The sequence below is a fragment of the Pseudomonas sp. F-14 TE3482 genome (assembly GCF_053629455.1).
In genome coordinates, this window is the sequence record NZ_JBRJII010000001.1 from 4,007,264 (window position 1) to 4,020,521 (window position 13,258).

10 protein-coding genes are annotated in these 13,258 nt (G+C 59.7%); 2 read left to right on the forward strand and 8 right to left on the reverse strand.

The genetic code is table 11. From position 1 onward, the window contains the following. Window positions 1-9 precede the first annotated feature (9 nt). From AB7M26_RS18215 to AB7M26_RS18225, 3 genes are read right to left on the reverse strand one after another with little or no spacing between them, the layout of a single operon-like run. Window positions 10-1,650, reverse strand: coding sequence for an electron transfer flavoprotein-ubiquinone oxidoreductase (locus tag AB7M26_RS18215; RefSeq protein ID WP_429388878.1), 1,641 nt, complete (start codon window positions 1,648-1,650; stop codon window positions 10-12). A 57-nt stretch (window positions 1,651-1,707) separates the two neighbouring features. After that, entirely contained in the window at window positions 1,708-3,318 is a 1,611-nt protein-coding gene (locus AB7M26_RS18220; RefSeq protein ID WP_429441118.1) for an MFS transporter, read from the reverse strand. Window positions 3,319-3,368: 50 nt separating this feature from the next. After that, window positions 3,369-5,861, reverse strand: coding sequence for an alpha/beta fold hydrolase (locus AB7M26_RS18225; RefSeq protein ID WP_429385567.1), 2,493 nt, complete (start codon window positions 5,859-5,861; stop codon window positions 3,369-3,371). Window positions 5,862-6,065: 204 nt separating this feature from the next. Here AB7M26_RS18225 and AB7M26_RS18230 point away from each other — a divergent pair, with 204 nt between their 5' ends. Then, window positions 6,066-6,866: a crotonase/enoyl-CoA hydratase family protein gene (locus AB7M26_RS18230; RefSeq protein ID WP_429385569.1), complete on the forward strand. Its 801-nt coding sequence runs from the start codon at window positions 6,066-6,068 to the stop codon at window positions 6,864-6,866. A 15-nt stretch (window positions 6,867-6,881) separates the two neighbouring features. Beyond that, window positions 6,882-8,120 carry a CaiB/BaiF CoA transferase family protein gene (locus AB7M26_RS18235; RefSeq protein ID WP_429385571.1) on the forward strand — a complete coding sequence of 413 codons (1,239 nt, stop codon included), beginning with the start codon at window positions 6,882-6,884 and terminating at the stop codon, window positions 8,118-8,120. Between the two features lie 236 nt (window positions 8,121-8,356). On the opposite strand, the gene AB7M26_RS18240 is transcribed toward AB7M26_RS18235, so the two are convergent. Genes AB7M26_RS18240 through AB7M26_RS18260 form a run of 5 tightly spaced genes read right to left on the reverse strand, consistent with a single transcriptional unit; the run spans window position 8,357 to window position 12,971 of the window. Further along, on the reverse strand, window positions 8,357-9,133 hold the full coding sequence (locus tag AB7M26_RS18240) for an enoyl-CoA hydratase-related protein (RefSeq protein ID WP_429385573.1): 777 nt from the start codon (window positions 9,131-9,133) through the stop codon (window positions 8,357-8,359). A 28-nt stretch (window positions 9,134-9,161) separates the two neighbouring features. After that, window positions 9,162-9,926 (reverse strand): glucose 1-dehydrogenase, encoded by a 765-nt coding sequence (locus AB7M26_RS18245; RefSeq protein ID WP_429385575.1) that lies wholly within the window; start codon window positions 9,924-9,926, stop codon window positions 9,162-9,164. Between the two features lie 20 nt (window positions 9,927-9,946). Continuing rightward, window positions 9,947-11,224 (reverse strand): CaiB/BaiF CoA transferase family protein, encoded by a 1,278-nt coding sequence (locus AB7M26_RS18250; RefSeq protein ID WP_429385577.1) that lies wholly within the window; start codon window positions 11,222-11,224, stop codon window positions 9,947-9,949. Window positions 11,225-11,241: 17 nt separating this feature from the next. Next, the gene (locus tag AB7M26_RS18255) at window positions 11,242-11,721 is read right to left on the reverse strand and encodes a MaoC family dehydratase (RefSeq protein ID WP_201195554.1); all 480 of its coding nucleotides are present in this window, start codon (window positions 11,719-11,721) and stop codon (window positions 11,242-11,244) included. Between the two features lie 50 nt (window positions 11,722-11,771). After that, window positions 11,772-12,971 carry an acyl-CoA dehydrogenase family protein gene (locus tag AB7M26_RS18260; RefSeq protein ID WP_429436294.1) on the reverse strand — a complete coding sequence of 400 codons (1,200 nt, stop codon included), beginning with the start codon at window positions 12,969-12,971 and terminating at the stop codon, window positions 11,772-11,774. Window positions 12,972-13,258: the final 287 nt, after the last annotated feature.

Sequence of the window (13,258 nt, forward strand, 5' to 3'; positions counted from 1 at the left end):
CAGGGTTGCTTACATGTTGGGGTAGTTGGGGCCACCAGCGCCTTCAGGGGTCACCCACGTGATGTTTTGCGCAGGGTCCTTGATGTCGCAGGTCTTGCAATGCACGCAATTCTGCGCATTGATCTGGAAGCGCTTATGACCGTCCTCCTGCGTCACCACTTCGTACACGCCGGCCGGGCAATACCGCTGCGCGGGCTCGTCGTACAGCGGCAGGTTGCTGGTCAGGGGGACATCTGGATCGGCGAGCCTTAAATGGCAAGGTTGTTCCTCTTCATGATTGGTGTTGGAGAGAAACACCGACGACAGCTTGTCGAAGCTGAGCTTGCCGTCCGGTCTGGGGTAGCTGATTTTTTCGGATTTGGCCGCAGGCTTGAGGCAGGCATGATCCGGTTTGTTGTCGTGGAGCGTGAACGGCAGCTTTCCGCCGAAGACATTCTGGTCAATGAAGTTGAAAGCACCGCCAGCCAGCGCGCCAAACTTGTGCAGGGCGGCACCAAAGTTACGGCTACGGAACAACTCGTCGTACAGCCAGCTGGCCTTGAAGCCCTCGACGTATTCCTGAAGCATGTCGCCACCTTCGCCGCCGGCGAGCAGGGCGTCGGCTACCGCTTGCGCAGCGAGCATGCCGGACTTCATGGCGGTATGGCTGCCTTTGATCTTGGCGAAATTCAGGGTCCCAAGGTCGCAGCCAATCAGTGCGCCGCCAGGAAATATCATTTTTGGAAGCGAGTTCAGACCGCCCTTGCAAATGGCGCGAGCGCCGTAGGACAAGCGTTTGCCGCCTTCCAGATAGTGTGCGACCACCGGGTGATGCTTGTACCGTTGGAATTCGTCGAACGGCGAAAGGTACGGGTTGCTGTAGGACAGGTCGACAATCAGCCCGACCACCACCTGGTTGTTTTCCAGGTGATAAAGGAAAGAGCCGCCCGGATTGTCGTCATTGAGCGGCCAACCAGCGGTGTGCACCACGAGCCCAGGTTCGTGCCGGGTGGGGTCGATTTCCCAGATTTCCTTGATGCCTATTCCGTAATGCTGGGCATCGGCCTCGCTATCGAGCTGATATTGTTTGATCAGTTGTTTGCCAATGTGTCCACGGCAGCCCTCGGCAAACAAGGTGTACTTGCCGCGCAATTCCATGCCGGGTGTGTACAGGCCATCTTTGGGCTGGCCGTCACGATCCACCCCAAGGTCACCCGTCACAATGCCGCGCACCACGCCTGCTTTGTCGATCAACGCTTGCTGGGCCGCAAAGCCTGGGTAGATCTCGACGCCCAGGTTCTCCGCCTGCTGGCCAAGCCACCGGCAAAGATTACCGAGCGAAATGATGTAGTTACCTTTGTTGTGCATTGTTTTGGGCACAAAGAATCCCGGTATCTGGGTGGCGGTATCCGGACCCTGCAGCAGATAGATGTCGTCGCGGGTCACTGGCGTGTTGAGCGGCGCCCCCCGTTCTTGCCAATCTGGGAACAACTCGTCCAGGGCGCGAGTTTCAAACACTGCGCCTGAGAGGATATGGGCGCCGACCTCGGAGCCTTTTTCGACCACACACACGCTGATGTCCCGGCCCGCATCAGTGGCAAGCTGCTTCAGTCGGCAGGCCGCTGACAGGCCGGAGGGGCCTGCGCCCACGATGACAACGTCAAATTCCATGTACTCACGATCGGTCAACAGATTTCTCCTATGCCACGTCTGCGGTGGCGACCAGTTTCACGGTAGCGTCGCAGTCGCGACGAGCAGGTAGTGGGACACCGAAGGGACAGTCCCGGGTTTCAGGTAATGTGTCAGTTGGCTTTCCTGCTCGAAATCAGCCAGCGTGCTTCTTTGGCGCTGCAGCAGATGCTCGCCCCAGGAGGCAATGATGAAGCGCTCGCTGAAACGCTGGGGGTCGGCAAGATCCTGATACAGGAGCCAGTGGCTGGCGCCGTCGCGTTTGCGGATGCGCCCCAGGCGAAACAGCTGGTTGCAGAATCGATCCTGGTGCTCGGCCACAATCTGATAGTCGACCTGGACCGCCACCGGCCCGTCACTGGCATTCGGGCTGCCGTGCACGCGTGGCTCCGCCCAGTGTGCCGACAGCGTCACCTCGGCTTCCTGGCCCATGCGCAATGGATAATGACGGGTAAAAAACAGACCGATGGCGATCAAGCCCGCGGCAAGAGTCAGCGTCCACGAAACGCCCATGTAGTTGGCCACTGCGCCCCAGAGCATGCCGCCAATGGCCATGGAACCCTGGAACGTCAGCATGAAGATGGCCAATGCCCGCGCCCGCACCCAGGCCGGGAGGGTGGTCTGGAAGGCAGCACTGGTGGTCGAATTGAAGTTGATCCAGGCCGCGCCGGCTAATACCAGGGTGATGCTGGTCAGGTAGAGAAAAGGGGTCCAGGCCGCAACCAGCATTGCCAGCATGAAGATGACGCTAGATATCGCCGCCAAGCGCTGCAGATTATTGATGCGCGACCTGAACTGGTTGAGCAGGACACCGCCCAGAACGGCGCCGGCGCCCAGACTGCCCACCAGCAGGCCGTAGCCGCCCACCTCGTCGCCGCCAGCGACCAACGGCAGCAAGGCCCAGAGGCTGCTCGCGCAACTGATGAAGAACAAAGTCCGCAGGATGTGACCATGCAGCGGATACGCATGGCGAACATACCGCAGGCCGGTACGCATGGCGGTCAGCAGTGGCTCCCTTGGCGCAGGCGTCGTAGGGCCAGGTCGATACCCGAAAATGAATATCGCGAGCACGGCCACCAGCAACACGATGTTCAGCGCGAACACCCATTGCAGGCTCGAACTGGCAATGATGATGCCGGCGAGGGCGGGCCCCACGGCACGGGCTGCGTTATAGGCGATCGCATTGAGATTGATCGCAGCGCCCAGAACACTGCGAGGCACCGCGTCCGACGTCGTCGCCTGCCAGGCGGGGATACTCACCGCGCTGCCGGTTCCGAGGCTGAACGCCAACAGTAAGAGACCCCACGGCGTAAGCTGATCGTTGATCAACAACAAGAAGAGCAACACAGTCGCAGCCAGCATCCAGGCGTGAGTGACGATCAGGATCCGCCGCTTGTCGATGAAGTCGGCATAAACGCCGGCCGGCAGACCGAAGAGGAAAGCCGGCAAGGTGATTGCTGTCTGCACCAGCGCCACCATCAACGGAGAGGGATCGAACTGGACCATCAACCACGCTGCCGCGACGTTCTGCATCCACAGGCAGATGTTCGCTGTCAGCGTTGCGCACCAGACGGCCCGAAACAACGCATAACGCAACGGTGGCAGGTTATCGGCCGTTGTTTGATGGCCTGTGGATCCGTCTGGCTGCATGCTGGGCCTGTCGGGGTGTGACCCCTATTTATTATAATGAACGGTGTTTACTATTCTGAATGCGTTTTTTGGTTGCTGTCAACCGCTCGCTCGACGACGGGTGCCAGCAGTGCCCTGATGACGGCCACCAAAGCCAATGGCTGATCGAGCATCAGATGATGGTGACTGTTGGGAATGCCAATAGCGCCTCGGCAGTGACGTAACCGAGAGGCGATTCGCTCGGCGCGCCAGCGTTCGACGACGATGCTTTCTTCGCCGTAAACGAAGTCCACCGGTACTTCGATACTCCCCAGCAAAGTGTCGCCATCTTTTTCATTCAGGGTAAACGGTAGGGTCGGATCAAGGCGCCAATGCCATCCCTCGGGACTCTGCGCGATGGAATGGAATGCAACGTGCTCGAAGGTGTCCGCGAGGGGTAGCGGCTGGTCGGGGATTACCCGGTAGCGCTCCCGAATGGTCGCGTAATCAGGGTAATGCCTTGCCCGACCGCTGCGCGCCGGCGGCAGCGGAAAGCTCGACTTTGGTTCATCGAGGAAACGCACCCGGCTGTCGAGAATAACGGCCCGTCGGACCAGATCCGGTCGGTTGGCGCAGACGCTGAGCGTGCGCAAACCGCCATAGCTGTGACCGACCACGGTGGCAGGGCCGAGCGCGTTCTCGAGAATGGCGATCAGGTCATCGGAGAAAGCCTGCGCGCTGTAAGTCTGCCGGGCTCCGCTTTCGCCCATCCCGGAAAAATCCATTGCAAAAACCCGATATCGATCGACGAAGTAGGGCGCAATGAAATCCCACCAATGGCTGTTGGCCCGGTAGCCGTGGGCGAACAGCAGAACCGGTTTCTCGGTATCGCTCGCGTTCCAGCTGCGGTAGTGCAAGCGTGTCTCTGGACACTGCTGAAAATGCGAGCGTGTCGGGGCGCTGATGGCGCGCAGCAGCCAGGGTTGTGCATCGCAATATTGTGGCGTAGGCGAGGGTCCACCACCCTGTGGCGCATCATCCAGTGCCGCCGCCATGCTCGCCAGCCTGGCTTTCCAGATCTTGCCTGTGCTGCCTTGGGGCAATTGCTCCAGAATGACGATACGACCTGGTCGCTTGTAAGGTGCAATCAGCTCGCGCAAGGCGTTGTCGATACTTGGCGCGTCGATCTTGTGGCCGGCTCGTGGCTCGACGAACGCAACGACTTCTTCGTCACCTTCTGCAAGGGCTCGACCCACGACGCCCGAGGCGGCGACACCTGGCAGGCTGTTGAGCGCCGCCTCCACTTCCGCTGGGTAAACGTTGAAGCCTGAGCGGATGATCATTTCCTTCTGGCGACCGGCAATGGCCAGTGCGCCGTCAGGAAGTCGTTTGCCCAGATCTCCGGTGGCGATCCAGCCCCCAGGACGCAACGTGGCAGCGGTTTCCTTCGGGTTACGGTAGTAGCCGAGCATCGTTGCCGGCGCCCGCATCCACAGTTCACCGATGGTGCCGTCGCTCACGTCGCAGCCTTGGGCGTCGACGAAACGGATCTCGACGCCCTCTTCAGCGAAGCCGATGGTGCCGGGTTCGCTTGGACGGTCACCCGGGGTTCGAGCACCCGGTGCGCATTCGGTCATTCCATAGCCATTGACCAACGGTATGCCGAACAACAACTGGACCCGCCGTTGCAGGGTGGCATCGAGCGGCGCACCGCCGCAGCTGATGTAGCGCAGCTGATGTCCCGAGACGTCCAGCCGTTGGGTGATGATGTAATCGAGCAATCGGGCGTAGACGATCGGAACGAACGACAGGTGCGAAATACTGCCGTCGGCGATACCGGCTGCCAGCTGCGGCAACGCCAGGCGAGCCATGAGGCGCAGGCTGGCGCCTGCCGCCATCACTGACATGAGATTGGCGATTCCCATGATGTGCGCAAGGGGGGCGACGCCGTTGTAGCAGTCGGTAGCACTGACGCGACGCGAACGACTGAGGATCGAGCCGAGCGCCAGAAGCCCGCCGTGGCTGTGCATCACGGCCTTGGGCTTTCCGGTGGTGCCAGAGGTAAAGATGAGCAGTCCCACATTCGTGTCGGCCGACGGCGGCTGTGCTTCGGTGGTATCGCTAGCGCTGAGCGCGACCGGCCCCGCGAGCAAACCCTCGACAGGCAAGGCGCCGGCTTTCGATGCCTGGGCTTCACACGCTTCGCTGTCTTCCACCGCGTACAGAGAGAGTCGGGCCTCGACCAGTGCCTTGAGTCCCTCCAACTCTGCTGCCGGCAGACGTGCATTTACTACTGCGGGCCATGCATTGACGCGCTGGCAGGCGAAGAGGGCGACGACGGCGGCGATATTGTTTTCGGCAACGATGAGTACCCGGTCACCCGGTAAGACACCTTGCCCGGAAATCAGTGTGGCCAATTCTTCAACAGCCTGCGCCAACTGGCTGTAGTCCAGCGAGCGGCTCGCGTCACTCAGCGCGGGGGCAGAGGGCGTGACACTCGCCCAATGATGTACCACGTCACATGCCCGAGAAAGGTTCGCAATCGAGGTTGAATCAAGCGTGATAGAGCGGTTCTTGTCGGTCATGGCACTTATGTCGATGAGGTTGGCAAGGCAAAATGTTGTTCGAATATAGGTCCGCTGTTCTAATATGTGAAGTAGTTTGATACTTTACAGTCGTGTCAGCGGCCGTTTTTAGCCGCAAAAATTTGGCTCGGTTGGAGGTCTGGTCGCGCAAATGCGCCCAGAACGAACCCGGTACTGACGGCTCTTTCAACGAGGAACGAATCTATGAATGAGGCACAACGCGATCCAGATGGCCAGATCAAGCTGGAGCAACGCGGCGCCCTGTTGCTGATCGGCATTGATCGCCCCGAGAAGCGCAATGGCTTTACCCCGAAAATGTTCGCCGAGTTGGCCGCCGCCTACACGCGGCTGGAACAGGACCCCGAGCTGCGAGTGGGCGTGTTGTACGCTGAAGGCGAACATTTCACCGCCGGGCTCGATATGCCCAAATGCGCGCCGCTTCGCAAAGAGGGCAAACCTTATATCCCGCCAGCCGAAGTCGACCCCTTCAACTTGCGCGAACCACTGCGCAGCAAACCTGTGGTCATGGCGCTCAAGGGCATCAGTTTCACCGTAGCCATCGAGTTAATGCTAGCGGCCGACATCGTCATCGCCGCGCAGGATTGCCGCTTTTCCCAGATTGAGGTCAAGCGCGGCATCATGGCTGGCTGCGGTGCGACGTTCCGGTTTGTTGAACGTGCCGGCTGGGGCAACGCAATGAAGCTCTTGCTGACCGGTGACGAGTTCGACGCCGCCGAAGCATTGCGGCTCAATTTCGTGCAGGAGGTCGTACCCGTTGGCGAGGAGCTGCCAAGGGCTATCGCACTGGCTGAACGAATCGCCGAGCAAGCCCCGCTCGCGGTACAAGCGACCCTGCAAAATGCACACACGGCGGTGAATTACGGGTGGCAGGCCGCGTATGCTTCCATAGCCAACACCCAGCGTCGTTTGTTCAACACCGAAGATGCCAAGGAAGGTGTGCAGTCTTTCATCGAAAAGCGGCCTGCACATTTTGTTGGGCGATAACAATAAGAGGAGAACATGATGATTAAAGGCCCGCTGAGCAACATCCGCGTGCTTGATATGAGCCGCATTCTCGCCGGACCCTGGGCGGCGCAGATGCTTGCGGACCTGGGCGCCGAGGTGATCAAGATCGAGCGTCCGGGAAAAGGCGACGATTCGCGACAGTTCGGCCCGCCGTTTCTGAAAGACGCCGAGGGACGCAACACCCGTGAATCCTCGTTCTACATCAGTACCAACCGCAACAAGAAGTCCATTACCTGTGATATTGCGAAACCCGAAGGGCAGGCGCTTGTACGCAAGCTCGTCGCGAAGTGCGACGTGCTGCTGGAGAACTACAAGGTGGGTGATCTCAAGCGGTATGGCCTGGACTATGCCTCTTTGAGTGAAGAAAACCCGCGCCTGATCTACTGTTCGCTGACCGGTTTCGGGCAGACGGGGCCTTACGCGCCACGTCCGGGCTACGACTCGATTTTTCAGGCCATGGGCGGACTGATGAGCATTACCGGCCTGCCGGATGAGATCCCAGGCGGCGGGCCGATGAAAACCGGACCGAGCCTGGCTGACATACTCGCGGGTCAATATGCGGCCTACGCCATCCAGGCGGCGCTGTACGCTCGCGACGTCAACGCAGCGCCCGGCCAGCACATCGACATTGCCCTGCTGGACGCATTGATAGCATCGACGTCGCACTATGCTTCTCAGTACCTGGTCTCAGGGGACGTCCCCGTGCGGCGTGGTACCGAGGGCAACGGCGGCATGCCCTCGCGTATGTTCCGCTGTGCCGATGGCGATATCATGATCGTCGCCGGCAATAACGAACAATACGCGCGTTTTTGCGAGGTGCTGGGTCATCCGGAATTGACCACTGACGCCCGGTTTGCCGAAATTTCGCTGCGGGTGGTCAACCGTCGGGCGCTGGGGGATGTGTTCGAGCCGCTGGTGGCGGCTTGGAAAGTGCTCGACTTGCTGCACGCCCTGGATAAGGCGGGAGTGCCAGCAGGCCCAATCAACAATCTGGAGCAGGTGTTCGCCGACCCTCATGTTCAGGAGCGCGGAATGTGTGTGGAAAGCCACCATGCCGCTTCTGCCGATGGAAAAGTGCGGATGGTTGCCAACCCGGTGAAATTCTCGGCAACGCCCATCGTTGAATACAAGGCACCGCCCACTCAGGGAGAGCACACCGAGACCATCCTGGGCGAATGGCTGGGCATGGACGAAGGTGAGATTCGAGCACTGCGTGACAAAGGCGTCATCTGACGAAGCACCTAGTGATAGCTGCCCAGCGTCTGAAAAAATCCCGGCCCGTACGCGCAGCCGGGATTTTTTTTGCAGGCAGACAATTCGCAGGTGGATAAAAAGCGCTGGCAAAAAAAATGCCGCCTGCACAAGGCGGGCGGCAAAAGGGTACCAAGCTCAGTTGCGTCGATGACCTGCGTCAACCCCGGCCCAGAGATCACCGGGGGGCATGGGTCACCGTACGTTCATCCGGTCGATCATTTGACGTATTTGCGGAACTCAGGCTTGCGCTTCTCGCGAAAGGCGTTGCCGCCTTCCTTGGATTCGTCGGTCTCGTAATACATGGCCAAGGCCTGCATCGCGAATGCGCCGATGCCGCGAATATTCTCGTTGTCCATGTTGAACGAACGCTTGGCGAGGGCGATGGCGGTCGGGCTCATCTGCAGGATTTCGTCACACCATTTTTTGACCTCGGCATCCAGCTCGACGGCCGGAACCACCGCGTTGACCAGGCCCCAGTCCAGCGCTTGCTTGGCGCTGTAACGACGGCACAGATACCAAATCTCGCGGGCACGCTTGTCGCCGGCCAGACGGGCGAGCAGGGCGGTGCCGAAGCCGGGGTCCACTGAGCCGACTTTCGGGCCAACCTGACCCAATTGCGCAGTCTCGGCAGCGATGGCGAGGTCGCACAAGGTCACCAGCACGTTGCCGCCGCCGATCGCGTAGCCGTTGACTCGAGCGATCACAGGTTTGGGGATGTCGCGAATAATGCTCTGTAATTCTTCGATTGGCAGGCCCACCACGCCGCGACCCTTGTGTCGGCCACCCGATTGGTCACTGCCGGTGCAGAATGCCTTGTCACCTGCACCTGTCAGTACGACGACGCCGATGTCCTTGCTGTACCCGGCCAGGCTGAACGCCTGGATCAATTCCTCACAGGTATCGGCGGTGAACGCGTTGTAGACCTGAGGGCGATTGATGGTGATGGTCGCGATGCCATTGTCTTCGGTGTAGAGAATATCTTTGAATTCCATGTGTTTCTCCTCTTGGAAAAAATGAGCCTCAGCCCACCATCGTCAAGCCGCCGGAAACGCTGATCACCTGGCCGGTGATGAACGCTGCGTCGTCGCTTGCCAGGAACAGCACCGTTCCGGCGATGTCCTCGGGTTGGCCCATGCGTCCGAAGGGCACAGCCTTGACCAGCCCAGCCTTGATCCTCTCGCCTTTCTCACCTTGGGCAAGATTGTCCAGTAGTGCCGTGGCCGTCGGCCCGGGACAGACCACGTTGACCGGAATTTGCTGGCGGGCCATTTCCCGGGCCATGGTTTTGCTGAAGGCGATCAGCCCGCCCTTGCAGAAGGAGTACACAGCCTCCATTGAGGAGCCGACGCGGCCCGCATCGGAGGAAATGTTGACCACACGACCGTGACCGCGCTCGCTCATGCGGCGCAGGACGGCATGGTGCATGTTCAATGGTCCATACAGGTTGATGGCCACGACCTTGTCCCAGAACGGTTTTTCGGTCTGCAGGAAGAACGCGCCAGTGTCCCAGCCGGCGTTGTTGACCAGCACATCGATCGGCCCCAGCTCCTGCTCGACACGTTCGACTGCGGCGTGGACCGCCTCGTGGTCGGTGATGTCCACGCTATAGTCACGGGCACGGCCACCGGCGGTTTCGATTTCGCCCACCAGGGCATCTGCCGCCTGGGTGTTGAGGTCGAAGACCGCCACAATGGCGCCTGCTTCGGTGAAGCGCTTGCAAATGGCGCTGCCGATGCCGCCTGCGCCCCCAGTTACCACCACGACCTTATCTTTCAACCCTTTCATTTTCACTACCTTTGCTTTTTTCAGGGGCGCGGCTGTGCCGCGGTTTTGGGGATCATGCCCTCGGCGCCGGCTTGTTGCGGCGGTGCAGGTGGGTGTGTCGGTGCCGCAGCCTGGTTACGCGAGGCGCACAATGAGGTGATCTGCTCGGCGCTGTAGCCAAGTTCGCCAAGGATCTCGTCACTGTGTTCACCCAGGTTCGGTGGCAAATAACGCACGTTGCCTGGAGAAGCGGAAAACTCCACGGGAATCGAGGTCATGACCAGCTCGCCCTCGGTCGGGTGCTGAACCTTCTTGAAAAACTCGGTTTCGCGCAGATATTCGTCGTCCATCAGGTCGTGCAGTTCGCGCACCTGGCCATGCGGCACGTCGGCTTCATCGAAGATTTTTTCCCAATGCGCCGAGGTCTGCGTAGCGATCACTTCCCCGAGGATGCTGTACAACTCGTTGATATGGAGCATTCGTTCCGTCATGCGACAAAAGCGCGGGTCAGTCAGCAGCTCCGGTCGACCTATCGCCGTCAATACTCGCCGCCACTGTTCGTCATTGACCGCCAGCAGACAGATGTATCCGTCGCGGGTCGAGTAGGGGCGCCGATTGGTGGAGAACATGCGCGTGTACCCCAGGCCGTCCGATTTGCCCAACGCACCCTCCCAAAGGTGCTCGAACAAGTTGAACTGGAGCATGGTCTCCATCATGGGCACGCGCACTTCCTGCCCCTCACCCGTGCGTTCGCGGTGCAGCAACGCCATGCTGATGGACGACGCCAGGACATAGCCGCAGAACTTGTCGACGATCACCGTCGGGAAGTATCGCGGTCGGCCATCAGCGTCACGGTTGATGGCTGCCAAACCGCTTTCACCCTGGATCACGTCATCGAAAGCCGGCATGTTGGCGTTTGGTCCGTCGCTTCGGTAACCGGGAGCGAAGGCGTAGATGATCTTCGGATTGCGTGCGCGGATTTTTTCGTAACAGATGCCCAGGCGTTTGGCCGCGCTCGGGCGCATGCTGTGCACGATGACATCGGCGGTCTCAACCAGTTTGAGCAATGCCTCCATGCATTCCGGCTGCTTGAGATCGAGCACGACGCTGCGCTTGTTGCGGTTCATGATGAGGTAGAACACCGACATGCCAGGGTTCCGGCCCGGCCCGTTCTGCCGGTTCTGGTCGCCCGTTGGCGGTTCTACCTTGATGACGTCCGCCCCCATGTCGCCCAGTATCTGTGTGGCGACTGGCCCCAGAACGTTAATAGTGAGGTCGATCACACGCAGCCCTGACAGCGGGCCGGTGGGTTGTGCCATTGCCCGTTGTGCCATGATCAGTCAGCCCTGTAGTCCTTGCCTTTGACAAGGCGCAGAGGGGTGTACTCCTGCACCAGAGTGCCGTCCTGTTTGTAGATGCGGTTGCGCGTACGCACGAGCCCCAGACCAGGACGGCCATTGCTTTCACGGCATTCGATGACTTCGCATTCCACGTGAATGGTGTCACCGACAAAGACTGGTCCCTTGATGTCCAGTTCCATGTTGAGGAACGCGAAACCCACTCCCTGCATGGTGGCCTGTGTCAGCAGACCCTCGGCGAATGTGAAGACCAGCGCACCAGGGGCAACGCGGCCTTTGATGGCTGATTGTTCCTTGAGGAATTCCACGTTGGTGAAAAGCACCTCAAGCATGCCGGTTACCGAGACGAAGTTAACGACATCGGCCTCAGTCACGGTTCGACCTACGGTTTTGAATCGGCGCCCAACCGGGAGATCTTCCCAGTGAATGCCCAAGCCCACGGTTTCGATCTGTTCCATCTTATTGTTTCCTGGCGTTGGTTATGTGGAACTGCAATGGGTACATCGCCTCAGCGAACTTTCGAGTCGCTGCGGGCAATACGGCCGAGCACGCTGTCGGCAATGATGTTGCGCTGGATCTGATTGGTGCCTTCGATGATCTGCACGACTTTGGCATCACGGAAATACCGATTGATCGGGTATTCATTGGAAATGCCCGCCGCACCGAACAGTTGCACCGCGTCTGTGGCAACCTTCATCGCAACATCGGAGGCAAACAATTTCGACATGGCCGCCATCGGGGCCAGGGTGCGTCCTGACACTCCGGCGTCGACCATGGACGCGGTGCGGTAGACGAGCTGCCGTGCGGCTTCGGTTTGCGTCACCATGTCCGCAACCATCCAGCGTATCCCCTGGAAGTCGCTGACTTTCTGCTTGAAGGCCACGCGGTTCTGGATGTAATCGACCGAATGATCGATTGCGCCCTGTGCCAGGCCCACCGCTCGAGCGGCCACCAAGGGGCGACTGGTATTGAGGGCTTCCATAGCAACTTTGAAGCCTTCACCTCCTTCAGGGCCCACGCGGTTGGCGACCGGAATGAAGGCGTTGTCGAAGAACAGCGGGCAGGCCGCGACACCCCGTGCGCCCATCTTGTGTTCCGGCGCGCCGATGGTCAGTCCTTCCGTACCCCGGTCAACAATAAAGAGGTTGATGCCCAGGGCCGAGCCATCCTCGGCCACCGTCTTGGCGGCTACCAGGATGAAGTCAGCCATGTTGGAGTTGGTGCACCAGATCTTGGCGCCGTTGAGGACGTAGCCGCCTTTGGTTCGACGTGCGGAAGTCTTGATACCGGAGACATCGGAGCCGCTTTGCGGCTCGGTTATCGACAGCGCGCCGCGCAAGTCGCCACTGGCCAGCCCTGGCAGCAGACGTTGTTTTTGCTCATCGGTTCCGCCGGCAAGGATGGCGCCGAACGGGGTCCATTGCACGACCAGAAGATAGCCGGTGTTGTAGCAGACCCGGCCCAGTTCCTCGACGGCGATGCAGGCGGACAGCAAGCTGTTGGTGCCGCCGTACTCGGTTGGGAAGGGGAGCGCGAACAGCCCCAGTTCCTTGAGCAGGGCAAACATGTCATGGGGATATTCCGCCGTGCGGTCGATCTCATCGGCTCTGGGCGCGACCTTTTCCCGGGCAACCCGACGGATCAGGTCCTGGATTTCTCGCTGTTCATCGGTCAATTCGTAATTCACGGTTTTCATGGCTCCAGTCATGGACTGCACCCGCTGCATGATCGGTCGCTACAGGGCAAGGTGATATTCTGAACGATGTTCGTAAAAGTAAACGACGGTCATCGAAAGTGTCAAGCCGATGTGATGGGACATTTGCCCGCGTGTGCTTCGATATCCGGGCGTAACCAGAGCGTGCGGGCGTTTCGGTCCGTCTTGAAAAATTTTGCGAAGGGTCAAACGAGCGATAAATATTAGAAATTAATGGAAACGCTGTTTCGCATAGTGCATAAGAGTAGGCAGAGCCGCCGTCGATGGCTTGACGAATTACG

What these genes read in the sequence shown, in the direction of transcription:
- AB7M26_RS18215 (WP_429388878.1), bottom strand. Translation starts at nt 1,650, where the DNA reads ATGGAATTTGACGTTGTCATCGTGGGCGCAGGCCCCTCCGGCCTGTCA.
- AB7M26_RS18220 (WP_429441118.1), bottom strand. Translation starts at nt 3,318, where the DNA reads ATGCAGCCAGACGGATCCACAGGCCATCAAACAACGGCCGATAACCTG.
- AB7M26_RS18225 (WP_429385567.1), bottom strand. Translation starts at nt 5,861, where the DNA reads ATGACCGACAAGAACCGCTCTATCACGCTTGATTCAACCTCGATTGCG.
- AB7M26_RS18230 (WP_429385569.1), top strand. Translation starts at nt 6,066, where the DNA reads ATGAATGAGGCACAACGCGATCCAGATGGCCAGATCAAGCTGGAGCAA.
- AB7M26_RS18235 (WP_429385571.1), top strand. Translation starts at nt 6,882, where the DNA reads ATGATGATTAAAGGCCCGCTGAGCAACATCCGCGTGCTTGATATGAGC.
- AB7M26_RS18240 (WP_429385573.1), bottom strand. Translation starts at nt 9,133, where the DNA reads ATGGAATTCAAAGATATTCTCTACACCGAAGACAATGGCATCGCGACC.
- AB7M26_RS18245 (WP_429385575.1), bottom strand. Translation starts at nt 9,926, where the DNA reads ATGAAAGGGTTGAAAGATAAGGTCGTGGTGGTAACTGGGGGCGCAGGC.
- AB7M26_RS18250 (WP_429385577.1), bottom strand. Translation starts at nt 11,224, where the DNA reads ATGGCACAACCCACCGGCCCGCTGTCAGGGCTGCGTGTGATCGACCTC.
- AB7M26_RS18255 (WP_201195554.1), bottom strand. Translation starts at nt 11,721, where the DNA reads ATGGAACAGATCGAAACCGTGGGCTTGGGCATTCACTGGGAAGATCTC.
- AB7M26_RS18260 (WP_429436294.1), bottom strand. Translation starts at nt 12,971, where the DNA reads ATGACTGGAGCCATGAAAACCGTGAATTACGAATTGACCGATGAACAG.